The sequence below is a fragment of the Sphingomonas sp. S1-29 genome, assembly GCF_026167545.1.
Lineage (GTDB): Bacteria > Pseudomonadota > Alphaproteobacteria > Sphingomonadales > Sphingomonadaceae > Sphingomonas.
In genome coordinates this window covers 499,365-524,555 of sequence record NZ_CP110678.1, presented here as the reverse complement: position 1 = coordinate 524,555, position 25,191 = coordinate 499,365, and the positions used below count along the sequence as shown (strand labels likewise).

Annotated in this window: 15 protein-coding genes and 1 tRNA gene; 4 read left to right on the top strand and 12 right to left on the bottom strand. The window is 66.9% G+C overall.

Going from position 1 to position 25,191, the window contains the following annotated elements; translation table 11 throughout:
- The first annotated feature begins 172 nt into the window (after positions 1 to 172).
- Positions 173 to 1,519, top strand: a complete 1,347-nt coding sequence (locus tag OKW76_RS02430) for a dicarboxylate/amino acid:cation symporter (protein ID WP_265550809.1) — start codon at positions 173 to 175, stop codon at positions 1,517 to 1,519.
- A gap of 3 nt (positions 1,520 to 1,522) precedes the next feature.
- Here OKW76_RS02430 and OKW76_RS02425 read toward each other — a convergent pair whose 3' ends face one another.
- From OKW76_RS02425 to OKW76_RS02370, 12 genes are all read right to left on the bottom strand, one after another.
- Positions 1,523 to 2,170: a glutathione S-transferase family protein gene (locus OKW76_RS02425; protein WP_265550807.1), complete on the bottom strand. Its 648-nt coding sequence runs from the start codon at positions 2,168 to 2,170 to the stop codon at positions 1,523 to 1,525.
- A gap of 151 nt (positions 2,171 to 2,321) precedes the next feature.
- On the bottom strand, positions 2,322 to 2,957 hold the full coding sequence (locus OKW76_RS02420; protein WP_265550805.1) for a glutathione S-transferase N-terminal domain-containing protein: 636 nt from the start codon (positions 2,955 to 2,957) through the stop codon (positions 2,322 to 2,324).
- Positions 2,958 to 2,973: 16 nt separating this feature from the next.
- Complete coding sequence (treY, locus tag OKW76_RS02415; protein WP_265550803.1) at positions 2,974 to 5,394, bottom strand: malto-oligosyltrehalose synthase; 2,421 nt, start codon at positions 5,392 to 5,394, stop codon at positions 2,974 to 2,976.
- A complete protein-coding gene (malQ, locus tag OKW76_RS02410) occupies positions 5,391 to 7,400 on the bottom strand; it encodes a 4-alpha-glucanotransferase (RefSeq protein WP_265550801.1) in 2,010 nt (669 codons plus the stop codon). Before malQ ends, treY begins: the two co-directional genes overlap by 4 nt.
- Entirely contained in the window at positions 7,397 to 9,109 is a 1,713-nt protein-coding gene (gene treZ, locus OKW76_RS02405) for a malto-oligosyltrehalose trehalohydrolase (protein ID WP_265550799.1), read from the bottom strand. Before treZ ends, malQ begins: the two co-directional genes overlap by 4 nt.
- The gene (gene glgX, locus OKW76_RS02400; protein WP_265550798.1) at positions 9,106 to 11,205 is read right to left on the bottom strand and encodes a glycogen debranching protein GlgX; all 2,100 of its coding nucleotides are present in this window, start codon (positions 11,203 to 11,205) and stop codon (positions 9,106 to 9,108) included. The genes treZ and glgX overlap by 4 nt, the downstream gene beginning before the upstream one ends.
- Positions 11,202 to 13,388 (bottom strand): 1,4-alpha-glucan branching protein GlgB, encoded by a 2,187-nt coding sequence (gene glgB, locus OKW76_RS02395; RefSeq protein ID WP_416221835.1) that lies wholly within the window; start codon positions 13,386 to 13,388, stop codon positions 11,202 to 11,204. Before glgB ends, glgX begins: the two co-directional genes overlap by 4 nt.
- Positions 13,385 to 16,597 carry a maltose alpha-D-glucosyltransferase gene (treS, locus tag OKW76_RS02390; protein WP_265550796.1) on the bottom strand — a complete coding sequence of 1,071 codons (3,213 nt, stop codon included), beginning with the start codon at positions 16,595 to 16,597 and terminating at the stop codon, positions 13,385 to 13,387. The genes glgB and treS overlap by 4 nt, the downstream gene beginning before the upstream one ends.
- On the bottom strand, positions 16,594 to 19,521 hold the full coding sequence (locus tag OKW76_RS02385; RefSeq protein WP_265550794.1) for an alpha-1,4-glucan--maltose-1-phosphate maltosyltransferase: 2,928 nt from the start codon (positions 19,519 to 19,521) through the stop codon (positions 16,594 to 16,596). The genes treS and OKW76_RS02385 overlap by 4 nt, the downstream gene beginning before the upstream one ends.
- Before the next feature lie 183 nt (positions 19,522 to 19,704).
- Positions 19,705 to 20,646 (bottom strand): ROK family protein, encoded by a 942-nt coding sequence (locus tag OKW76_RS02380; protein ID WP_265550793.1) that lies wholly within the window; start codon positions 20,644 to 20,646, stop codon positions 19,705 to 19,707.
- A 147-nt stretch (positions 20,647 to 20,793) separates the two neighbouring features.
- Positions 20,794 to 20,870 (bottom strand) — tRNA-Asp (locus OKW76_RS02375).
- 43 nt (positions 20,871 to 20,913) lie between these two features.
- On the bottom strand, positions 20,914 to 22,056 hold the full coding sequence (locus OKW76_RS02370; protein ID WP_416221855.1) for an AI-2E family transporter: 1,143 nt from the start codon (positions 22,054 to 22,056) through the stop codon (positions 20,914 to 20,916).
- Positions 22,057 to 22,401: 345 nt separating this feature from the next.
- On the opposite strand from OKW76_RS02370, the gene OKW76_RS02365 reads away from it, so the two are divergent.
- The 3 genes from OKW76_RS02365 (at position 22,402) to OKW76_RS02355 (ending at position 25,147) form a co-directional block, all read left to right on the top strand.
- Positions 22,402 to 23,871 carry a glycerol kinase gene (locus tag OKW76_RS02365; protein ID WP_265550788.1) on the top strand — a complete coding sequence of 490 codons (1,470 nt, stop codon included), beginning with the start codon at positions 22,402 to 22,404 and terminating at the stop codon, positions 23,869 to 23,871.
- A gap of 69 nt (positions 23,872 to 23,940) precedes the next feature.
- Positions 23,941 to 24,258, top strand: coding sequence for a PilZ domain-containing protein (locus tag OKW76_RS02360; protein WP_265550786.1), 318 nt, complete (start codon positions 23,941 to 23,943; stop codon positions 24,256 to 24,258).
- A gap of 163 nt (positions 24,259 to 24,421) precedes the next feature.
- Positions 24,422 to 25,147, top strand: a complete 726-nt coding sequence (locus tag OKW76_RS02355) for an EAL domain-containing protein (RefSeq protein WP_416221834.1) — start codon at positions 24,422 to 24,424, stop codon at positions 25,145 to 25,147.
- Positions 25,148 to 25,191: the final 44 nt, after the last annotated feature.

Genomic DNA, 25,191 nt, shown 5'->3' with positions numbered 1-25,191 from the left:
CTTGTCGAAGGACGCCCCTGGCTCGCCGCCGGGGGCACCCGCTGAGGGTGCGGGCCGGCCCTTCGACAAGCTCAGGGCGAACGGGAAGAGTGCCGGCTTTTCGCTTCGCGCGCTTGACCCGCGCGCCGCAATCCCCTTGGTTGGCAGCCTTGTACCCATTCGGAGTTGCCCCTTGGCCAAGCGCCTGACCCTCTACATCCTGATCGGCCTGGTGCTCGGCATCATCGTCGGCCTTGCGCTCAACCTGTCGCTCACCGACGGCGGCGGGCCGGGCGATGCGCAGCTGACGCAATATGCCGAATATTTCTCGATCGTCACGACGCTGTTCCTGCGGCTGATCAAGATGATCATCGCGCCGCTGGTGTTCGCGACTTTGGTCGCCGGCATCGCGCATATGGGCGATACCGCCGCGCTGGGCCGCGTCGGCTTTCGCGCGGTGGGGTGGTTCATCTGCGCCAGCCTGGTGTCGCTGACTTTGGGGCTGTTCCTGGTCAATCTGTTCGAGCCGGGCGTCGGGCTGGCGATTCCGATCCCGCCCGCCGATGCGGCATCGGGGGTCGAGCGCGGGGCGTTCAACCTCAAGAATTTCATCACCCACATCGTCCCCGCCTCGGGGGTCGAGGCGATGGCCGACAACGAGATCCTCCAGATCGTCGTCTTCTCGCTGTTCGTCGGCGTTGCGATCACCGCGGTCGGTGAAAAGGCCGCGCCGTTGGTGCGCGGGATCGAGGCGCTGGCGCAGGTGATCCTGCAGGTCACCAATTACGTCATGCGCTTCGCCCCCTTCGCGGTGTTCGCGGCGGTGGCGGGGACGCTCGCCGAGCGCGGGCCGGGGATCATCATGAGCCTCGCCTATTTCATGGGTACCTTCTACCTCGGCATGGGAATCCTGTGGCTGCTGCTGATCGGCGCCGGTTTCCTGGTCGTCGGCCCGCGAATCCTCCAGCTGGTGGGCTATATCCGCGCGCCGCTGCTGCTGGCCTTCTCGACCGCTTCGTCGGAGGCCGCCTATCCGCGCACGCTCGAGGCGCTCGACAAGTTCGGGGTGCCGCCGCGGATCGCCAGCTTCGTGCTGCCGCTCGGCTATTCGTTCAACCTCGATGGGTCGATGATCTACATGACCTTCGCGACGATGTTCATCGCGCAGGCCTATGGCATCGATCTGTCGCTGGGGCAGCAGATCACGATGCTGCTGGTGCTGATGGTGACGTCAAAGGGCGTCGCGGGCGTTCCGCGCGCGTCGCTGGTGGTGATCGCCGCGACGCTGGCGTTTTTCGACATCCCCGAGGCGGGGCTGTTGCTGATCCTGGCGGTCGACCATTTCCTCGACATGGGCCGGTCGGCGACCAACGTCGTCGGCAATGCGGTGGCGAGCGCGGTGGTGGCGAAATGGGAAGGCGGGCGGCTCGATCCCCCCGAGCCCGAGGATTACGGCACCCACATAGCGCCGCACGACCTTCCGCCGGTGACCGGTCCGACGAGCTTCGACGAGTTCGGCGAACCGGTCCGCCGCGGCTGACGATCAGGCGTAGGCGTAGGGGCCACCGGCCTGAAGCGCCGCCTGATAGGCCGGACGGGCATGGACTTTCTCGAGCCACGCGATCGTCGCGGGGCGCGAGGCGTTTAGCCCCGCGCGGCTGCGGGCGGCCTCGAGCGGAAAGCTCATCATCACGTCGGCGGCGGTGAAGGCGTCGCCGGCGAACCACGGGCGGCTGGCGAGCTCGGCTTCGACATAGTCGAGATGGACGTCGATCATCGGCTGGATCTTCTTCTGCGCCGCCTTCCCGAACAGCGGGACGCGCGCGAGCACGAGCTTCACGAGAAGCGGCGGCATCAGCGAGCCTTCGGCATAATGGAGGAAGTGGCGATAGCGCAGCAACGCCGCGCGGTGCGCCGGTTCGCCGAGCCGGCCATCGGCCTTGTCGACCAGATATTCGACGATCGCGCCGGTTTCGGCGACCACCTGCGGCGTGCCACCGCCCGCGGGCGCGGTATCCTCAATTACCGGCGACTTGCCGAGCGGGTGGACGCGGCGCAGCTCGGGCGGGGCGAGCATCGTCGCCTTGTTCCGCTCGTAGCGCTTCACTTCATAGGGCAGCGCCAGTTCCTCGAGCAGCCAGAGCACGCGCTGCGAGCGCGAGTTTTCGAGATGGTGGACGATGATCGTCATTGGCGGTCCTTCGGAAATGGCGCGTGGCTGCGCACCCGGTTGCGGCGATCATAACCGGGGCGCGGTCGGGAAAGCCACCATGGCGTCGGTTGGCGGCGATGCGGCTCGAACGGGCAAGACGGAGCGAGTGTTCCGGACCGGTACAGACGACCTATGCGCCGACCAGGACCGGGGCGTTTCCAGGCGCCCATACCGGCGCGCGGCGCATGATCGCGGCAAACAGATCGGATGCGAGATGCCCTGCCAGCCAGGTTTCGACGCGGGCAAGCCGCTGGGTTTCGAACCAGCCAGCGTCGACCGCGACGAACTGACGGATGAAGGGCATGATCGCGGCATCGGCCAAACCGCGCGCGCCGCCGCCGAGCTGGCCGCCATCGGCGAGCCGCTCGTCGATCTCACGGACGAAGTCGAGCGCGCGTTGGCGATGCTCGACCGCGACCGACCCCGAGCGTTCGGGATATTTGTACCGATCGAGGTCGTGCTTGAACGCGCCGTCATTGCGCGCGATCAGCGCGGGGTCGTCGCGGTCGAGCCACCCCTCGGGATCGCGCTGCGCCAGCGCATGGCGCATGATCGCGAGGCTTTCGTCGATCACCGTACCGTCGGGCAGCACGAGGACAGGGACGGTGCCCTTGGGCGACGCCGCGAGCATCGCGTCGGGCTTGGCCGACAGCTTGACCTCGCGCAGTTCGTGGCGCGTACCGCTCACCGCGAGCGCCAGGCGCGCACGCATCGCATAGGGGCAGCGGCGGAAGCTGTAGAGGATGGGGACCGGGGGCGGCGTCATCGCTGGGCCGGCTTTATTACGCCGACCCGCTCAGATAAACCGGGATGCGTTCGAACAGCCCAGCGACCGCGACCGCCCCGCCGTCGATCGCCAGCGCGGTATCGCCCCACCAATCCGCGGGCGGCACGAGCGCAGCACCATCCTGCAAGGCCGCACCGCACCGCAGTGCGACCGCGCAGATCAAACGTGCCGGGCCGTTGCGGCGCTCGAAGGCAAGGACATGCGCCGAGCGCGATCCGGTGACGCGGATCGGGGTGTAGCTGCCGCCTGCGAACAGCGCCGGATCGTCTCGGCGGAGCGCGAGAAGCCGGCGGATGAGCGCGAACTTTTCGGCCGCGTTTCCCTCCAGCATCGCGCGCAGTCGATCATAGTCGACCGGGCGGCGATTGTCGGGATCGACCAGGCTCAAGTCGAGCAATTCGGTGCCCTGATACAGATCGGGGACGCCGGGCACCGTGTAATGGAGCGCGGTCTGCACCAGGCTGTTCGCCTGCGCGGCGGGCGCGGCTAGCGCGACCAGGCTCGCCATGTCGCCGAGGAACTCGGGCGATCGCGCGGGATCGAGCAGGCGGTCGACTAGGGCGCGGGCGTTCGCCTCATAGTCCTGATCGGGGGCTTCCCATGACGAGCGCAACTTGGCTTCGCGCAGTGCCTTTTCCTGCCACGCATTGACGCGGTCGGCGAAGGCCGCGAGGCCTGCGGTATCGGTCGGCGCGAGCCCCTCGGGCCAGGCGCCGAACAGCGTCTGGTACAGCATGTAGCGATCGGCGGGGTCGATGCCGCCGTCGCCGATGATCCGCTCCCAGGTCGCGACGTGATCGCGCCAGATTTCGGGGATTTCGCTCAGTACCGCGAGGCGTGCGCGGACGTCTTCGCCGCGCTTGTGGTCGTGCGTCGCGGTCGCCAGCATCGCGCCGGGAAAGTCCTTGCCGCGCGCCGCCGCGACGGCGTGGAAGCGCTCGATCGGCATTGAGAAGCACGCCGCGTCGAAGCCGACATCGTTGCGCGAGAGCAGCCGGCCATAGCGATAGAAAGCGGTATCCTCGACCGCCTTGGCGGCGATCGGCGCAGACAGTTGCTGGCAGCGGCGCACCGCGTCGGCGACCTGCGCGGATTCGCCAGGGCCATTGCCCGCGAGCCAGGCGAGCATCGCATCGATCACCGGCCCCTCGCCCGGCGGCACGAAACGCGCGACGCGGCGGCGTGCCTCGGCGCGGATCGCTTCGTCGATCGCGGGCGCGGCATCGCCGGTGCCATAGGTGCGATAGACCGGGAATACCCACAGCAACCGCTCGATCGCGCGGCGGACCATGGCGGCGGTGAACCCCAAGGGCTCGGCCAGCGGCGCGAACGCCGCGACGCAGCCCGAAAGCTGGCCCTCGAACTGCCACGACAGCATGTCCTGGCGCGCCTGCAATTCCTCGGGGGCGAAGGCGGCGGAACGTCCGCTGATCTCTTCCCACAGCGCGCCGAGCGGGGCTTCGCCGTCGGGGGCGTGCAGCACCGCAGCGACTTCCTCCATGAAGTCGTAGCCGCTGGTGCCGTCGATCCCCCAGTCGGTCGCGAGCGGTTCGCCTGGGCCGAGGATCTTCTCGACGACGATATAGGCTGGGCCGGCAGAGGCATCGGCGGGGCGTTCGATCGAATCGAGCCGCGCGCGCAACTGGCGGCAATAGCCCGCGGGATCGGTGAGCCCGTCGACATGATCGACGCGGACGCCGTCGATCAACCCGTCGGCGTACAGCCGGAAATACAGCGCATGTGCCGCCTCGAACACCGCCGGATCTTCGATCCGCACCCCGGCGAGTTCGTTGATCGTGAAGAAGCGCCGCCAGTTGAGTTCGTCGTTTGCCGTGCGCCATGATGCCAACCGGTACTGCTGGCGATCGAGCAATGCCGCGATGTCCGCCGACGCCTCGAGCCCGGCGTGATCCTCGGGCCGGATCGGAAAGCGATGCTCGCCATAGGCCGAGATGAGCCATGAATCGCCGTCGCGTTCGAGCGTGATGTCGCCCTGCGCCAGCGCAGTCGGCAGCGGATCGCCCAAAATCGGCAGCACCAGCTTGCGCCGCCAGTCGATGTCGAACACCCGCGCATGCTCACTCGCCTGTCCCCGCGCGAGCACGTCGTTCCACCAAGCATTGCCGCCGCCCGCGACCCCCATGTGATTGGGGACGATGTCGATGATGATGCCCAGCCCGTGCGACCGCAGCGCCGCGACCAGGCTGCGGAACGCCGGCTCGCCGCCCAGTTCGGGGTTGATCGCGGTCAGATCGACGACGTCATAGCCATGCGTCGACCCCGCGCGCGCGGTGGTGACTGGCGAGGCATAGAGGTGGCTGATGCCGAGCTCGGCAAGATACGGCACCAGCGCCTCGGCATCGGCGAAGGTGAAGTCCTTGTGGAACTGGAAGCGATAGGTGGCGCGCGGGGTCATGTGCTTCTTTCGGCGTCGAACGCGGCAAGGCGTGCGGAAATGTCAGGACGTGCGAGCAGCGCGTCGGTGGCGGCGGGCATGCGGCGGCGCCAATTGGGATGTTCGTCGATCGTGCCGGGCAGATTGGGCTGCTCGACCGCGCCGATGACGTCCTCCATCGGCACGATCGCCAGCACCGATGGCGTGCGCGCGATGAAGGCCAGCGCGGCGGCGAGGACGGGCGCGCTGTCGTCGGGGGCGGGCTGCGGCCCCTTCGCCACGCCGGCGGCGACAAATGCTTCCCAAAGCCTGGAGCGTTCCTCGGCGCGGGCGGCGTGATCAGCGGTTTCGTCGGCGGCGCGCGAGGTGCGGCCAAGCTGCCACTGCCATTCGATGTCGCGTCCGCGCCACCAGCCGGCAACGGTCGCCAGGTCATGCGTGCCGGTCATCGCCGCGGCATCGGCGGCGTACCCTCCGGCGGGCAGGAACCCGCCGTCCTCGTCGCGCTCGAACCACAATACGCGCATGCCGAGCATCGCGAGATCGTCCATCGTCGGGCGGAAGCCCTCGGGGACGGTGCCCAGATCCTCACCGATCACCACCGCGCGCGCGCGGTGGGATTCGAGCGCGATCAGCCGGAACAGGTCGTCGACGGGCATCGCCAGATATGCGCCTTCGCTGGCCGACGCCCCCTCGGGCACCACCCACAGCCGGCGCAGCCCCAGCGCGTGATCGATGCGAATACCGCCGGCGTGATCGAGCGCCGCGCGCAACGTCGCGATGAAGGGTTCGAACCCGGTGCGCTGCAAAGCGATCGGCGAAAATCCGGTGATTCCCCAGCTCTGGCCATCAGGGCCGAGCAGGTCGGGGGGCGCGCCGATCGACAGTCCGGTGAGCAGATCGTCGGGCCGGCTCCACGCATGGCTGCCCCCCGAATCCATCCCCACCGCCAGATCGGCGATCAGCCCCAGCGCCATGCCGCCATCGACCGCGGCGCGCTGCGCGGCATCTAGGCTGCGCTTGGCGAGCCATTGCAGGAACAGATAGAAGCCGACCGCATCGTCATGCTCGGCGGCGAAGCGCGCGACCGCAACACCATCGGGGTCGCGATACTCGACAGGCCAATCGCGCCAGCCCTGCGCGCCGGTCGCTTCGAAAAAATGCGCGTGCAGCGCATCGAAGCGCGCATGGCGTTCGAGCTCGTCGCCGCCCTTGGCGGCATAGGCCGCCACCTCGGCGCGGACGGCGTCGGATCGGCGGTCGTAAGCTTCGCGGAGCGCGCGCAACCGGGCGGGGATCGCCTCGGCCCAGTCGATCAGGTCGCCGTTGTCCGAAGTCGCGGTTTCTGCGCCGACCAACGCCGGATCGGCATAGAGGACGTTCAGGAACAGCCGCGTCGAGGGCGCGTAAGGGCTGAACCGGCTGGCATCGGCAGGAAACAGCGCATGCACCGGGCTGATCGCGATCGCATCGGCCCCGCGTTGGGCAAAGGCGCGCGCGGTGCGGTCCAGCGTGCCGAAATCGCCGAACGCGCTGTCGCTGTCGTCGCGAAGGGCGGCGATCTGAACCGCGGGTCCCCACAACCGCCGGTCGCCGGCCGCATCGGCGACCGAAAAGCAGCGCGGCGGCGCGATCGCGACGCCGATCTCGCGCGTGCCGAGGATCAGGCGGTGGTAGCCGATCGCATCGATCGCGGGCACTCGAAGTCCCGCAGGCGTCGTCTCGACGATAATCTCGCGGCGGGTGCCGTCTTCGAGCACCAGTTGGGCGGGCCCAGCCCCGCCGCACGCCGCGGGCAACGCAAAGGCCTCACCCACCACCGCCGACACGAAGCTGCACGCTGCGCCTCGGTCATGCGCGATACGCGCGATGCTGTCGGCGATCGCGGCGTCGCTGTCGGCGGGGTAGCCGAGCGCCGCAAGGATCGCGATGAGCGACCCATCGGACACGCGCTGCGCCTCGCCCAGCGCATCTTCCCAATCGATCTGCAACCCGGCGGCCTCGGCCAGCTTGTGGAGGGTGCTCATCGCTCGATCCACGCGCCGAAGCTGCCAGGCGCGCCGGCTTCACCGAGCACGAACAACGGATCTGCGATCTCGGGAAAGCCGACGCTCGCGTCGGCTAGGTTGATCGCCAGCGTCAACGTCCCGCCATCGCCCATCCGCCAACGCGCCACCACCGCGCCCTCGCCGACCACCTCGGCGCCGATCGATCGCGCGCCCTTCAGGCGGGGTACGATCGCCTCGCGCCGCAGCGCCAGCAGCCGCGCGTACAAGGCCCGCCACTCGGCCGCTGCCGGCCCCGGCAACGCGCGCGATTGGACGAAGGTCGTCTCGGCATTGGGATCGGGAATCCGCTCGCGCGCCGCCGGATCGGCGAACGCCGCGAACTGCGCGAATTCGCGGCGACGCCCTTCGCGCACGGCGTCGGCCAGATCGTCCTGGAAATCGGTGAAGAACAGGAACGGCGATTCGCTGCCCTCCTCGTCGCCCATGAACAGCAACGGGATTTGCGGCGAAAGCAGCAGCAAGGCGGTGGCCGCGCGCAGCTTCGCGGGATCGGCCAGCAGCGTCAGCCGCTCGCCCATCGCGCGGTTGCCGATCTGGTCGTGGTTCTGGAGGAACGACACGAACGCGGTCGGCGGCAAATGCCCGCTCGGCTTGCCGCGCGGCTTGCCTGCGTGGTTGGGCGATCCCTCGCCCTGGTAGATGAAGCCCTCCCCCAGGCAGCGCGCGAGCCGTTCGACAGGACGCTCGGCAAAATCGGCATAATAGCCGCTCGTCTCGCCGGTCAGCAGCACGTGCATGACGTTATGAAAATCGTCGTTCCACTGCGCGTCATAGCGATCGGGGGTCAGCCGATCGGCGTCGTTATGTTCGTTTTCCAGCACCAGATGGACATGCCGGTCGGGGCCGACCGCGGCACGCAATTCGCCCGCGAGCTGGTCGAGGAAAACCTCGTTGCCGATCGCATGCACCGCATCGAAGCGCAGCCCGTCGAAGCGATATTCATTGAGCCACATCGCCGCATTCTCGCGGAAGAATGCATGCACCGCGGGCGTCTCGACCGCCACCGCGCCACCCCAGGGCGTATCGACTTCGGCATCGAAGAAGCGGCTGGCATAGGCGCCTAGATAATTCCCGTCGGGGCCGAAGTGATTATACACCACGTCGAGGAACACCATCAGCCCCAGGCCGTGCGCGCGATCGATCAGCGCCTTGAGATCATCGGGGGTGCCATAGCTTTCGGCGGGCGCGAAGGGCAGCACGCCGTCATAGCCCCAGTTGCGCGTGCCGCCGAACGCGTTGACCGGCATCAACTCGATCGCGGTCACGCCCAATTCGGCGAGCGCGGGCAAGGTCTCGGCAACCCCGGCGAACCCGCCGAGCGTGCCGACATGCACCTCCTGGATCACCGCCTCTTCCCAAGGCCGGCCGCGCCAATCGGCGGCCTGCCAGACATAGGCTTCGGGATCAGTCACCACACTCCACTCGTGAACGCCCCCCGCCTGCGCGCGCGATGCCGGATCGGGCACCGCAAGATCGGCATCGAGCCGGAAGCGATAGCGAGTCCCCGCCCCCACCGCCGCCTCGACGCCGAACCAGCCATCGGCCCCGCGCGCCATCGCCACCGGCGCACCCCCGTCGATCTCGAGCGTCACCGCTTCGCGATCGGGTGCCCAAAGGCGAAAGCGCGCGCGATCGGCCGCAAGCAGCGTCGGTCCCCACAAGGTCATTCGGGAGCCATCGTCCGCGTGGCCAGCGCCGCGCCCTGCGGGCCGACCTCATATTCGTCCTGGACCTCGATCGCTCCTTGGTCAGGCTTGGCGCTGTCGATCACGATCATCCGCGCGCCGCCGGGCGACGGCATCTTGAACACGATCGGCTCGGGCGATGCGTTGAGCAGCAACGACACCAGCTCGATCTCGCCATTTTCGAGCCGCATCGACCGGCGCATCACCAGCGCACGACCCTGGGGATTGTCCCAATCTTCGGGCGACAATTGTTCGCCGCGTTCGTCCCACCATTCGAGGTCGTCGATCCCCTGCCCCGGCGCGCCATCGCCGTAGAGGAAATTGCCTGCCCGCAGCATCGGGTAGCGGCGGCGGAGTGCGGCTAGCCGCGCGGTGAAGTCGATCAGCGCCTCGCCCTCGGGCGAACGCGCCCGTTGCCAATCGAGCCAGCTGATCTCGTTGTCCTGGCAATAGGCGTTGTTGTTGCCGTTTTGCGTCCGTCCGAACTCGTCGCCCGCGACCAGCAATGGCGTGCCGAGCGACGTGAACAAGGTCGTCAGCATCGAGCGCATCACTCGCTGGCGCGCGTCGTTGATATCGGGATCGTCGGTCGGCCCCTCGGCTCCCCAGTTGCGCGAATAATTCTCCGAATGGCCGTCGCGATTATCCTCGCCATTGGCCTCGTTGTGGCGTTGTTCATAGGCGACGGTGTCGAATAGCGTGAAGCCGTCATGCGCGCCGATCAGGTTGACGCTGGCCCAGGGACGCCGCGCGCGCCGGTCGAACAGATCGCCCGACCCAGCCAGTCGCGCCGCCAGGTCCCCGCGCTGCGAGGGATCGCCGCGCCAGAACTTGCGCACCGTATCGCGATATTTGTCGTTCCATTCGGCGAACGACGGCGGGAAATTGCCGAGCTGATAGCCGCCCGGACCGATGTCCCACGGCTCGGTCATCAGCTTCAGCCGGCCCAGCACCGGATCCTGGCGCAGGACGTCGAAGAACGCCGCCCCCGGATCGAACCCGTCATCCTCGCGCCCCAGCGTCAGCCCCAGATCGAAGCGGAAGCCGTCGATCCCAAAGCTGGTCGCCCAATAGCGAAGGCTGTCGGCGACCATCTGGATCACCCGCGCCTTGGTGAGGTTCAGCGTGTTGCCGGTGCCGGTGTCGTTGATCGCATAGCGCGGATTATCGGGCAGCAACCGGTAATAGGTGGCGTTGTCGAGCCCGCGCCACGACAAGGTCGGCCCGCGCTCCGAGCCTTCGCAAGTGTGGTTGTAGACGACGTCGAGGATCACCTCGATCCCCGCGGCATGCAGCCGGCGGACCGCGCGGCGCAATTCGTCCTGGGTGTCGGTCGCGAAATAGCTCTGCTCGGGCGCGAAGAAGCCCAGCGTGTTATAGCCCCAATAGTTGCGCAGCCCCTTTTCCTGCAGGAAGCGGTCCTGCGTGAAGGCATGGATCGGCATCAGCTCGAGCGCGGTCACGCCGATGCGCTTCAAATGCTCGATCACCTTGGGATGGCCAAGCGCCGCATAGGTGCCGCGCTCACGCGGCGGCACCAGGTCGAACAGCTTGGTCAGCCCCTTGACGTGCGCTTCGTAGATCACCGTCTCGGACCAGGGGGTGTTGGGCTTCACGTCGCGCGACCAGTCGAAATGATCGTCGACCACCACTGCCTTGGGCATCGCGATCGCGCTGTCGCGGCGATCGAAGCTCAGATCCTCACGGCGCGACCGCACCTGATAGCCGTGCAGCGCATCGGTCCAGCGCACCGGCCCCGAAAGCTTGCGCGCATAAGGGTCGAGCAGCAGCTTGTTCGAATTGAAGCGATGCCCTTCCTCGGGCGCATAGCGGCCATGCGCGCGATAGCCGTAGAGCAGCCCAGGTCCAGCCTCGGGCAGATAGCCGTGCCAGACTTCGTCGGTCCATTCGGGCAATTCGTAGCGGCGAAGCTCGCGCTTGCCCGTCTCGTCGAACACGCACAGTTCGATCTTCTCGGCATGCGCCGAAAACACCGCGAAGTTGACGCCAAGGCCGTCGAACGACGCGCCCAAGGGATAGGCAGACCCGGATTCGAGCCGGTCGGGTAGTGAATTCAACTGTCGGTTCCTTCGAAACGGAGCACCATGCCGGCAAGCGGCGGTACGACGATGGCGGCGCTGGCGGGCTGGCCGTCGGCCGGGTCGTCGGTGGCAAGAACCATCCCGCCATTGCCGATGTTCCCGCCGCCATAGATGTCGGCGTCACTATTGAGCACTTCGCGCCACCGCCCCGCGTGCGGCAGGCCGATGCGATAGCCATGCTGCGGTTCGGGGCTCATGTTGATGACCACCACCACCGGCGCGTCGCCCGGCCCGCCGCGGCGCGCATAGACGAGGATGCTGCGTTCGGCATCGGCGCCGACGATCCACTGGAACCCCGCCGGGTCGGTGTCGTGCGCATGGAGCGCGGGCTCGGCGGTGTAGAGGTGGTTCAGGTCGCGCAGCAGCCGCTGCATCGCTGCATGTTCGGGCTGGTCGAGCAAATGCCACGCCACCTGGGTGTCGTGGTTCCATTCGATGTCCTGCGCGATCTCGCAGCCCATGAAGAGCAATTTCTTGCCCGGATGCGTCCACATGAAGCTGAAATAGGCGCGCAGGTTGGCGAATTTGCGCCAGCGATCGCCGGGCATCTTGCCGATCAGCGAGCCCTTGCCGTGGACGACCTCGTCATGGCTGATCGGCAGCACGAACTTTTCGGAAAAGGCATAGACCATCCCGAAGGTCAGCTCGCCATGGTGCCAGCGGCGATACATCGGATCGCGCTCAGCATATTGGAGCGTGTCGTGCATCCAGCCCATGTTCCATTTGTACGAAAAGCCAAGGCCCCCTTGTGGCACCGGCGCCGACACGCCCGGCCACGCGGTCGATTCCTCGGCGATCGTCATCGCGCCGGGGAAGCGTTCGGCGACGACGCTGTTCATCCGCTTGAGGAACTCGACCGATTCGAGATTCTCGCGCCCGCCATGGATGTTGGGTACCCATTCGCCGGCGTTGCGGCTGTAATCGCGGTACAGCATCGAGGCGACCGCATCGACGCGCAGCCCGTCGATATGGAAAGTCTCGAGCCACCAAAAGGCCGAGGCGAGCAGGAAGCCCGACACTTCGCGCCGCCCGAGATTGTAGATCAGCGTGTTCCAATCCTGGTGGAACCCCTCGCGCGGATCGGCGTGTTCGTACAGCGGCGTGCCGTCGAACTGCGCCAGGCCATGCGCGTCGGTCGGGAAATGCGCGGGCACCCAATCGAGGATCACGCCGATCCCCGAGCGATGACACGCATCGACGAACGCGGCGAACTGGTCGGGCCGCCCGAACCGCGCCGAGGGCGCGAATTGCGACAATGGCTGATAGCCCCACGACCCGCCGAAGGGATGCTCCATGATCGGCAGCAATTCGACATGCGTGAAGCCCATATCGACCACATAGGGGATCAGCCGATCACCCAGCGCCTGCCAGTCGAGCGTGCCCGTCGGATCATCGCCGGGCCGCAGCCACGACGCAGGATGGACTTCGTAGATCGAAATCGGCGCATCGGGCGCATGGCGCGCGGCGCGTTCGGCGAGCCAGTCGCCATCGGACCAGGCATAGTCGGGCACCGGCGCGACGATCGATCCGGTCGCGGGCGGCAATTCGGTCTGGCGCGCGAGCGGATCGGCCTTTTGGACGATGCTGCCATCGGCCCCAGCAATTTCGAACTTGTAATGCGTGCCGGCACCGATGCGCGGCACGAACAACTCCCATACCCCGGTGCCCCGGCGCAACCGCATCGGATGCCGCCGGCCGTCCCAGCCGTTGAAGTCGCCGACCACCGACGCGCGGCGGGCATTGGGTGCCCAGACCGAAAAGGCGACGCCCTCGATGCCTTCGATCGACCGGGGATGCGCGCCCATGACGCGCGCCAGATCGAGATGGCGGCCTTCGTTGAACAAATGCAGGTCGAGATCGCCGAGCACCAGTCCGAAGCCATAAGCGTCTTCGGTCTCCTGCACCGCGCCGCCCGGCCAGGCGATGCGCAGCGCATAGGGTACGTCCTCTTCCAGCCGACCGACGAACAGCCCGGGGGCAAGTTCGCCCAACGCGCCGATCGCGCGGCCATCGTCGCGGGCGATCAGCGTCACCGCCTCGGCCCCCGGCTGGAAGGTGCGAACCTCGCCATCATGCGCGCCGAGCATCGCGAACGGATCGTCGAGCCGGCTTTCGAGCAACGCAGCGGTCGCGCTTAGCAATTCGTTGCGACCGCTCACGATGCATCCTCCTGCAACAGGCGACGGGCGGCGCGCGCAAGTCCCGCGATCGGCACGCCGATCCAGGCGGGGCGGTTGGCCGCCTCATAGGCGACCTCATACGCCGCCTTTTCGAGCACCATCAGGTCGAGCAACGGTTCGTCGATCGCTTCCGACACGCCCTGATAACCTTGCAGGAACGCTTCGGCGGCGCTGCGGCGGAACGCATCGTAGCGCGCGTCGGTGCGGGCCTCGTCGGACTCGGCCATCGCGGGGCGCGCATGTTCGGCGACCGCGGCGGCATAGTCGAACGAGCGCAATACGCCGGCGATGTCACGCTCGGGCAGATCCTTGGCGCGGCGCTCGTCGAGCGAGCGAACCGGCTCGCCTTCGAAGTCGATCAGCATCACGTCGCTGCCGGTCACCAGCATCTGCCCCAGATGCAGGTCGCCATGGATGCGCGTGCGCGTGCGCCCTTCGGCCTGCCGCGCGACCGCCTTGATCCGTTCCATCAGCGCCGACCGATTGTCGCGCAGATAGGCGGCGGCCTCGGCATCATTCTCGCCCAGCGTCGCGGTGGCGAGCGACCCCAGTGCCTTGTCGACCTGCCCTTCGATCCGTCCCGACAGGTTGTCGGCATCGGCGAGCGTCATCGCCTCGGGGGCGAAGGCGGCATCGTCGCTCGGTGCCGCCAGCACGGCGTGCATCTGCGCCAGCCGCCGCCCGATATTCGCCGCGAAATTCTCGTAGTTCGACGAATTCCAATCGGCATCGGTCGCCAGCCGGTCGAGCACGCCAAGCGTCCACGCCCAGCCATCGCCCTGATTATAGACGAAACGCTGGACCAGCATCAGCAAGGTCGAGGCATCGCCTTCGTCGAGCCAGACCTCGCCCAGGATCGCGGGCACATTCTCGAAACCATTGGCGGCGAGATAGCGCACCATCTCGGCATCGGGATGGATGCCCGGCTGCACCTTGCGCAGCAGCTTGAGCACCGCGCGTTCGCCCAGCACCATCGTGCTGTTCGATTGCTCGGCACCGATCCATTCGGGCACCGCATCGGGCTCGATATCGAGCGCGTCGCTGCCAGTGAAGCGCAGCGTACCGCCCTCGATCGCGACGCTATCGCCGCGCTTGAGCGCACCGATCACCGCCTCGGCGAATTCGGCCACCGCAAAACCATCGGTAAGCAGCCCAACGCGTCGCTCGCGCCGCACCCGGCCGATCGCCAGGTTCGAGGCGAACGGTCCATGCTGTTCGCCTTCCCAGGCGATTCCCAGCGGCAGCGTATAAATCTGCGTCCCCGCGCCGGTGCTGACCTCGATCAGCGACAGCACCAGATCGGTCGCCTGCGGCAGCGCGATCGTCCGTGCGACGCGCACCTGCCCAATCGTCTCGTCCTTCTCGCCGAACCAGCGGCGATGCGCGACATAGCTCGGCAGTATCTCGCCCTCGAGCACCTGCGCGTTACGCCCCTGCGTCACCCCAGACAGTTCGGGGCGAAGCACGAAGGTGTAGCGTTCAACATCGGCCCCCGGCGCGGCGCTCGACCATTCGGGCGCGGCTTCGTCGGCCGACAGCTTGAACCACAGGAAGCCGTAGGGCGGCAGCGTCAGCAGATAGGGCAGTTGGCCGATCGCCGGGAAGGTCGCCCCGCCCGACATCTCGACCGGGGTGCGCCCGACGAAATCATGCAGGTCGAGCTCGACCGCCTGCGCGGTGCGCCCCAGATTGGCGACGCACAGCAGCACTTCGCCACTGAACTCACGCAGATACGCCAGGATCTTGCGGTTGGCTGGCCGCAGGAAACGCTGCGTGCCGCGCCCGAACGCCTGGTGCTCGCGGCGCACCGCCAGCATCCGCTTGACCCAGTTGAGCATCGAATGCTGGTCGCGCTCCTGCGCCTCGACGTTCACCGCTTGATAGCCATAGAGCGGGTCCATGATCGGCGGCAGCGTCAGGCTGGCGGGATCGGCGCGCGAAAAGCCGCCATTTCGATCCGACGACCATTGCATCGGGGTGCGAACGCCATCGCGATCGCCGAGATAGACATTGTCGCCCATCCCGATCTCGTCGCCATAATATAGCACCGGCGTGCCCGGCATCGTCAGCAGCAGCGCGTTCATCAGCTCGATCCGCCGGCGATCGCGCTCCATCAAGGGTGCCAGGCGGCGGCGGATGCCCAGGTTGATCCGCGCGCGCTTGTCGGCCGCATAGGTGTTCCACAGGTAATCGCGTTCCTGATCGGTCACCATTTCAAGCGTCAGCTCGTCATGGTTGCGCAGGAAGATCGCCCATTGGCAGTTGTCGGGAATGTCTGGCGTCTGGCGCATGATGTCGGTGATCGGGAAGCGATCCTCCTGCGCCACCGCCATGTACATCCGCGGCATCAGCGGGAAATGGAACGACATATGGCATTCGTCGCCATAGCCCTGGTCGTTGGTGTCGCCGAAATATTGCTGGGTATCCTCGGGCCACATATTGGCCTCGGCCAGCAGCATCCGATCGGGATAATGCGCGTCGAGATTGGCGCGGATTTTTTTCAGCACCTCGTGCGTTTCGGGCAGGTTCTCGTTCGAGGTGCCGTCGCGCTCGATTAGATAGGGGATCGCGTCGAGCCGCAGCCCGTCGACCCCGGCGTCGAGCCAGAAATGCATCACCGACAGCACTTCTTCGAGCACCTTCGGATTGTCGAAATTGAGGTCGGGCTGGTGCGAATAGAAGCGATGCCAGAAATACGCCTGAGCCTCGTCGTCCCAGGTCCAGTTCGACTTCTCGGTGTCGCAGAAGATGATCCGCGTGCCCGAATACAGCTTGTCGCTGTCCGACCAGACATAGAAATCGCGCTCGGGGCTGCCCGGCGGTGCCTTGCGCGCCGCCTGGAACCAGGGATGCTGGTCCGACGTGTGGTTGATCACCAACTCGGTGATCACGCGCATCCCGCGCGCATGCGCCGCCTCGATAAAGGCGCGCGCGTCGTCCATCGTCCCGTAATCGGGGCTGACCTCGCGATATTCGCCGATGTCATAGCCATCGTCGCGGCGCGGGCTGGGGTAGAAGGGCAGCAGCCAGATCGCGGTGACGCCCAATTCGGCGATGTAATCGAGCTTCGCCATCAGCCCGGCGAAATCGCCGATGCCGTCGTCGTTCGAATCGTAGAAGGACTTGACGTGCACCTGATAGATGACGGCGTCCTTGTACCAGAGCGGATCCTGGTTCAGCGCGGTCATGCGGTTTCTCCGGGCGCGATGCGCCAAATGCGATAGGGTTGGTCGGGATCCAAACGGATGTGTTGGGTCTTGCCGTGCCAGTCGAAGCGATGGCCCTCGGCAAGGTCTTCGACCGCGATGCTCGCGGTGTCCGACAGACCGAACTCCCAAAGCGGGACCTCGAAATCGGCTTCCTGTGGGTTGTGTGGGTCGAGGCTGACCATCACCAGGATCATGTCGGCGCCGTCGGGCGCGGGCTTGGCGAAATAGATGATCCGGTCGTTGTGCGCGGCATAGAAGCGCGTGTTCAGGTGCGTCTGCAGCGCCGGATAGGCGCGACGCAGGCGGTTGAGCATCGTGATGTCAGCGATGATGTTGCCCGGCGCGGTCCAGTCGCGCTGGCGGATCTCGTACTTCTCCGAATCGAGATATTCTTCCTTGCCCGGCACCGGCGCGGCCTCGCACAGTTCGAACCCTGAATAGACGCCGAACAGCCCCGACAAGGTCGCCGCCAGCACCGCGCGGATGCGGAAGCCCGGACGGCCCGAGGTTTGCAGAAACAGCGGGTTGATGTCGGGGGTGTTGACGAAGAAATGCGGCCGGTAGAATTCCTTGGGCGGCGTCGTCGTCAGCTCGGTGATGTAGTCGGTCAGCTCGGCCTTCTCGTCGCGCCAGGTGAAATAGGTGTAGCTTTGCGAGAAGCCGACCTTGGCCAGCCGGTACATCATCGCTGGCTTGGTGAAGGCTTCGGCGAGGAAGATCGCCTCGGGATGCCGAGCGCGGACATCGCCGATCATCCACTCCCAGAACGGCAGCGTCTTGGTGTGCGGATTGTCGACGCGGAAGGTCTTCACCCCACGCTCGATCCACAGCAGCACGACGTCACGCAGCGCGGCCCAGAGACCTGGCACCGCGTCCTTGGCGTAGAATTCGACGTTGACGATATCCTGGTATTTCTTGGGAGGATTCTCGGCATATTTCATCGATCCGTCGGGCCGCCAGGCGAACCAGCCCGGATGCTCCTTGAGCCAGGGATGATCGGGCGAGCACTGGATCGCGAAATCGAGCGCGATCTCCATCCCATGATCGCGCGCCGCATCGACCAGCCGGAGGAAGTCCTCGAGACTGCCCAGTTCGGGATGGATCGCGTCATGCCCGCCCTCGGGCGCGCCGATGGCATAGGGGCTGCCCGGATCGCCCGGTGCGGGCGTCAGCGTGTTGTTCGGCCCCTTGCGATTGGCGGTGCCGATCGGGTGGATCGGCGGGAAATACAGCGTGTCGAACCCCATGTCGCGGATCGCGGGCAAGCGCGGGATGACGTCGTCGAAGCTGCCATGCTGCCCCGGCACGGTCGATTGCGAGCGCGGGAACAGTTCGTACCAGCTCGAAAAGCGCGCGGTCAGCCGTTCGGCATCGACCGGCTGCACCGCCGAGCGCAGCCGGTGCGGGCGGTCATCGGCGCGTGCCATCACGGCGGCGAGTTCGTCCGACAACAGCAGCGCGGGGTTATCGTCGCGCTTCAAGCTGGTCGCGAACTTGCCCAGCTCCTTCTTGGCCGACCCCTTCGACCGGTCGCGCGCCTGCTCGACCAGCAACCGCCCCTCGGCATGATCGACCGACGTCGCCACTCCGGCATCGAGCTTCTTGCGAAAGTCGCGCGTGAAGCCACCGAAGCGGTCGAGCCACGCCTCGATCACGAACTCGTGCCGCCCCATCCGCGTGGTCGCGAAGCTCGCCTGCCAGCGAAGGTTCGGCAGCTCCGCCATCGGCACCGTGGTCCATTCGCTGGCGTCGGCCGCGCGCCACAGCAGTTCGACCGCGAGCTGTTCGTGCCCGTCGGCGAAGACGGTGGCACCGACGGTGATTGCTTCGCCGACGACGCGCTTGACCGGGAACCCACCCTCGACGATCGGCGAGACATCCTCGATCACCAGCCGCGCGGTCTGCGCCGCCGCGACCGCGCCATTGGCGGCTGGGTTCAACAGGATCGGCTTTGCGCGATCGGTGGTCATCATTCGTACTTCCCCGGGTTGCAGTTCGACGAACGCATCGTCGCCGAGGGGCTCGAACGCGGCCCCCGCTGCCGACAGCAGGTCGGCCGGCGCCGGCGCGGGCTGCGCCTTGGCGGTCGTGTTGACCAGCACCAACATCGCCGCGCCGCAATTACGAACGTCGCCCGTGTCGGCGCGCAGGAACGCCGCCACCGCGCTCCCCGCGCCGTTGAGCCGTCGCATCTCGCCGGCGAAACCCGCCGCCTGACGAATGACTCCAACCGCGCGGTTGGCAAGGTCGGGATAGCGCACCAGAACATCGAGCGGCACGATAAGCCCGTCCGACAGCGCGGCGGCGGCGGTAAGGCTGCGCTCGATATGCGCGTCGGCGAGTTGCCCGGGCGAAGGCTCGGCGATCAGCGCCGCAGCCGAACCCTGCCGCTCCTCGACCAGCCGGGGCGAACGAAGGTCGCACACGCCGAACGACGAAACCACGCCGTCGAGCCCGGTGTTCGCCAGCGCCTGCGGGCCAGCCGCGGCTCGGGCGATCGTCATCACGTCGGGCTTGTGCGCGCGCAATTGCGCGACCAGCGCGGTCAGGAATTGGGGCGCGATCCGGTCGGCATCGAAAAAGCGAAATCCTTGCGCGCCGGCGTCGAGCAGCGCGATCAGCCTGTCGGCGATCGCCGGCAACAATGCCTCGATCGCACCCTCGGCTCGCAGCCGTGCGCGCGCTTCGCCCGACGCTGGCATCGACACGCGCGGATCGACCGGCCCCTCGCGCTCGGTGCTCCGCCGCAGCGCGAACAAAGCCGGCTGCTTCGTCACCAAGGGATGCTCGATCGGAAACCGCGCAAGGTCGATATCGAGCAGAAGCGCCAGTCCGGCATCATCGCAGCGGCGCTGCAACCCCACGGGCAGGCCACGTTCGGCGCCGAATGCACCCTGCGCCATGGGCCAAAGCAATGCACCGAACCCGGCTGCGGATCCTGCCTTCAACACGCCTGCATCTATTCGATCGACCTCCGCACTAGCGTCCGAAGGGGCAGAAAGGATGCAGGTCGTTTGTAACAGCAAGGGCAATCTCCGGTAGGGCTGGATACAAGGGTAACCATCCGCCCGCCGAACACGTTCCGACTAAACTGAATGAAATTCCTGATCGGCGAAACGCGGCGTCTCCAACGCACGGGCGGCGAGTTCGATCGATCCGAGCGGGCCGGCGTCGGCGCCCAACGCCGGCGCCACCACCATGCGCTCGTCCGGCAGCTCGAGATAACCGTTCAGGCTGAGTCGCAGCGCGGCCTCGATCCGCGCCAGCAGATGCGGCTGGCCCGAAACCACCCCCCCGCCGATCGCGATCCGGCGCGGCCCGGTTGTGCAGAGCAATGCGTGGCACATCGCCGCGATCGCATCGACCATCGGCACCCACACCGGATCATCGGGAGCGACGTCGCGCAGCGCGCGTCCGCCGAGCCGCGCGCGAAGCGCGGTGCCCGATGCCAGCCCCTCGACGCAATCGGGATGGAAGGCGCAAACGCTTTGGAGGTGATCGCCGGGCGTTCGCGGCAGCCGCACATGGCCGATCTCGCTATGCCCGATCCCGCGCGTCGGCCGGCCATGAACGATCAGCCCGACCCCGATCCCCGTTCCTACCGTCACATAGGCGAAATCGTCCAAGCCCTGCGCGCAGCCCCAGCGAATCTCGGCGAGCGCGGCACCGTTGACGTCGGTATCCAGCCCGGTCGGCACGTCGAAGCGCGAGGACAGCACCCCCAGCACATCGGCGCCCGACCAGCCGGGCTTGGGTGTGTTGAGTATCCGCCCATGCCGTGGCGATCGCGGATCGAGGCCCAACGGCCCGAACGATGCGATTCCAAGCGCGCCAAAGCCCTGCGTCCGATGCCACCCCTCGAGCACCGCGACGATCGCCGGCAACGTCTCGGCGGGCAGCGTCGTGGCCACGTGATGCTGGTCGAGGATCGCGCCGGGGCCGTGCGCCAGCGTCACGATGCATTTGGTGCCGCCAAGCTCGACGCCCGCAAGCGGCAGCATCGCGGTCGATCGCGTGTCGGATGCCATGGTCACGTCCTTCCCTGCCCGGCCGATCCGAAGCGCGCCGATGATCGGCGCGCGTTGTTCGCGCTATTTCGCCAACGTGCAACCCGCCTGAAACGACGGAAGCCCGACCCTCTTGCGAGGGCCGGGCTTCCATAAATACTCACCGAGTGGCGCGAGTGACGGGGCTCGAACCCGCGACCTCCGGCGTGACAGGCCGGCACTCTAACCAACTGAGCTACACCCGCTTGCTCGGTGAGGAGGCGCGTCTAACCGGGCCTCGCAGGGGTGTCAACTCGATTGCTCGCGCTTTTGCACAAAGGCTGTGGATGAACGCGGCGGCTCCTTCACCAGCGTGCCGTGTTCGAAGAGGAATCCGGCGATATCGGGCTTGCCCGCAGCCTTGAGGACGGTCTGGATGATGATCAGCAGCGGCACCGCCAGCAGCGCGCCGGTGGTGCCCCACACCCAGCCCCAGAAGCTCAGCGACACCAGAATCATGATCGGGTTGATCGTCAGCCGGTGGCCGACGATCAGCGGGGTGATCGCATTCGCCTCGATCAGATGCGCGCCGATCATGATGATCGCGGGCAGCGAGGCCAGCCAGATATCGTCATAGGTCATCAGCCCGCCCAGCGCGAGTAGCAGCGCCGCCATCACCGGCCCGAAATAGGGGATGTAGTTGAGCAGCGCGACGATCCCGCCCCACATCAACGGCGTCGGCATGCCGATGACGTACAGCGCCGCGGCGACGATCAGCCCCAGCAGCAGGTTGATGACGGTGATCGTCCCCAGATAGGCCGAAGTGTCGTCGACCACGTCCTGGATCACCCGCGCAGTGGCGATCGCGCCGCCGAAACTCGTCCGGCTGGTGATCGCGTTGCGCCGCAGCCGCGTCCAGCCGCTCAGGAAGAAATAGATCACCAGGATCGCGAAGAACATCTCGATGATCGCCGAGGGTGCCGAGGTGCCGACCAGATCGAGCAGCCCGGTCGGCGGCGCGGCGGTGGTGACCTCGGCGGTCTTGCGCGCGGGGGCGGTCGCGAAATTCTCGATCGTCCGGTTCACGAACCGCTCGGCGTTCGAATAGAAATCGATCAGCGGCGCGATGTTCGACTGAATCTGTTCTATCCGCTCGGGCAGGATTCGCACCCATTGCCACGCCGGCACGACGATCGAGGCGAGCGCGCCATTGGCGACCCCCAGGAACAGGATGACGCAGGTCAGCGACGCCAGCGGCGCGGGCACCCGCCGCCGCTCGAGCCATTCGAGCAACGGCACCAGCGCGATCGCGATCACGATCGCCGCGGTGAGCGGCATGAAGAATTCGGACCCTGCCTTGAGCGCGAAGGGAATCGCCAGGAACAGCCCCACCCCCGCCATCAGCGTGAGCGCGGCGAGCAACCGGTCGCGCCGCATCGGTTCGTCGGGCACCTCCTCTTCAGGCGGCGAGGCGGGGACGGTGCCGGGGACCGCAACGGGGTCGGTCGGCTGCTGCGCGAAGGCGGGTTCGGCGGGCGGGGAAAGATCGTTCACGCGGCAACCCTAGCGCGATTGCGGGGACGTGTAATCCTGGTTCGATTGCCGAAGGGATTTCCCCCACCCCGTTCGTCCTGAGTAGGGGCTGAGCTTGGCGAAGACCCGTATCGAAGGACATTGCCCCAAGCGAGCGATCCTTCGATACGCCCCTTCGCCTTCGCTCAGTGGCTACTCAGGACGAACGGTTGTGGTGTTGCCAATACCATTGGCCGTCGCCGCCCGTACCGCTAGCCTCCGACGATGTCCGACTACATCCTCGTCATCGACGCCGGCACCACCTCGACCCGCGCGATGCTGTTCGCGCGTGACGGCGGTTGCCACGCCGCGACCGCCGCCGACATCACCCAGCATTATCCCCAGCCCGGCCATGTCGAACACGACGCCAACGAAATCTGGCAGCGCTCGCTCGGCGTAGCCCAAGCGATGGTCGAGCGCGCGGGCGGACCCGATCGGATCGCCGCGATCGGCATCGCCAACCAGCGTGAGACGATCGTGTTCTGGGACCGCGACACCGGCGAGCCGCTGGCGCCCGCGATCGTCTGGCAGGACCGCCGCACTGCGGCGATGTGCCGCGCCTGGCGCGAGGCGGGTGAGGAACCCGGCGTCCAGGCGCGCACCGGGCTGCTGCTTGATCCCTATTTCTCGGGCACCAAGATCGCCTGGGCGCTCGAGCATTGGCCGCAGCTGCGCGCGGCGGGGTCGCGGCTGGCGATCGGCACGGTCGAGAGCTGGCTGGTGTGGAAGCTCTCCCACGGCGAGCATATCACCGACGCCACCAACGCCTCGCGCACCTTGTTGATGGCGCTGGGCAGCGGCAGCTGGGACGACGGGCTGATCGACCTGTTCGGCGTGCCGCGCGCCGCGCTGCCGCGCATCGTCGACAATGCCGGCCACCTCGCTGACACGACCCTCTTCGGCGGGCGGATCGCGATCTGCGGCATGGCGGGCGACCAGCAGGCGGCGACGATCGGCCAGGCCTGCCTCACCCCCGGCCAGAGCAAGGCGACCTTCGGCACCGGCGCCTTCGTGCTCGCCAATTGCGGCCACACCCCGCCCACCTCGCGTCACCGGCTGCTTGCGACGGTCGCGTGGCAGCTCGGCGGGCGGCGGACCTATGCGCTCGAAGGATCGGTGTTCGTCGCGGGCAGCCTGATCCAGTGGCTGCGCGATTCGCTCCAACTCATCGCCAGCGCCGACGAAACCGAAGTGCTCGCGCGATCGGTGCCCGACAATGGCGGCGTCTATCTCGTGCCCGCGCTGGCGGGGATCGGCGCGCCCTGGTGGGAGCCCGCCGCGCGCGCCGCGATCATCGGCCTCAGCTTCGCCACCGGGCGCGCGCATCTGGTGCGCGCCGCGCTCGAGGCGATGGCGCACCAAAGCCACGACCTGAAGACCGCCTTCGCCGCCGATGGCGCCGATTGGGCGACGCTTAGGATAGATGGCGGCATGGTGGCAAACGACTGGATGGCGCAGGACCTGGCCGACATGTTGGGCCTGCCGGTCGAGCGGCCGGCGTTTACCGAAACCACCGCGTTGGGTGCGGCGATGCTTGCGGGCGTCGGCTGCGGCTGGTTCGCTACGCTCGATGAAGCCGCGGCGATGCGAGGGAGCGTCGAGACCTTCACCCCGGCGCTCGACGAAAATGTGCGCCAGGCACGGCTCGACGGCTGGCGTATCGCGATGCGGCAGGTGATCGAGCCGCTACGCTAAGCTTTCGGTGACGTTTCCGCGCTACGGTTCGCCTTCGTACAAAGCGTATACACCGCGAAGGAGCGCATCATGCGCAACACCGCAGACGAACCGAGCGAACAGCGCGCCAATTGCCGCATCTCGCTGTCGGCACAGGGCCGTATTTCCGAACCCTATCAGGGGCAGCATGCGGTCGAGCTGCTCGATATCTCGGCGAGCGGCGCGCGGATCGCCACTTTTCGCCAGTTCCAAATCGGTCAGGCGATCTATGTAACGATCGATAAGCTGCAGGCGATCAAATGCGACGTCCGCTGGGTGAAGCCCGGCGAGATCGGGGTCAGCTTCGATCGCCAGCTGCACGTATCGGTGGTCGATCACATCGCGGCCGCCAACCGTGCGCGGCGTTGAGCCTTCTCCACCCCGCCCCACCGGGCGAGATCGCTAACCGAAAATTTGCCAACTAATGCGCAGTTTCATGGGTCATTAGCTTTCGCCCCCTAAAAACAAGGACCGCTAGAGAGGATAAAGCGTGCCGGCTGGTTGTCAGGGTTGCAAATCGAAGAGCCATGCCATGGATCTTGCCATGGCGTTTCAGCCGATCGTCGATGCGCAAACCGGCGGTGTTTTTGCGTATGAAGCGCTGGTGCGCGGCGCCGACGGTTCAGGCGCTGCCCATGTGCTCGCGCGCGTTACCGACGAGAATCGCTATTCGTTCGACCAGCAATGCCGCGTCGCCGCGATCGAAGGCGCGGTCGCCGCGGGGATCCTCGATACTGATGCCCGGCTGTCGATCAATTTTCTCCCCAACGCGGTCTATTCGCCCGCGGCCTGCATCCAGCTCACCCTCGAAACCGCCGCCGCGACCGGCTTTCCCCCCGAACGGCTGATCTTCGAGTTCACCGAGGGCGAGGAGATGACCGACACCGATCATGTCCAGCATATCGTCGAAAGCTATCGCAAGATGGGCTTCGCCACCGCGATCGACGATTTCGGCGCGGGTCATGCGGGGCTGGCACTGCTCGCAAAATTTCAGACCGACATCATCAAGCTCGACATGGAACTGGTGCGCAATCTCAACGCCAGCCTGCCGCGCCGGCTGATCCTCGACGGCATCGTCCGGATCGCCGCCTCGCTCGATATCACGCTGATCGCCGAGGGGATCGAGACCGAGGCCGAATATGCCGCGATCCGTGCCTTGGGCATCCGCTACATCCAGGGCTATCTGCTGGCGCGTCCGGGCTTTCGCGAACTCCCCGCGGTCACGCTGCCGGGCGCCGATTACGCCGCGGTCGCCTGACCGGCACGCCGCCCCCCGAGTCGGAAAACCGCTTCGCGCCCGCC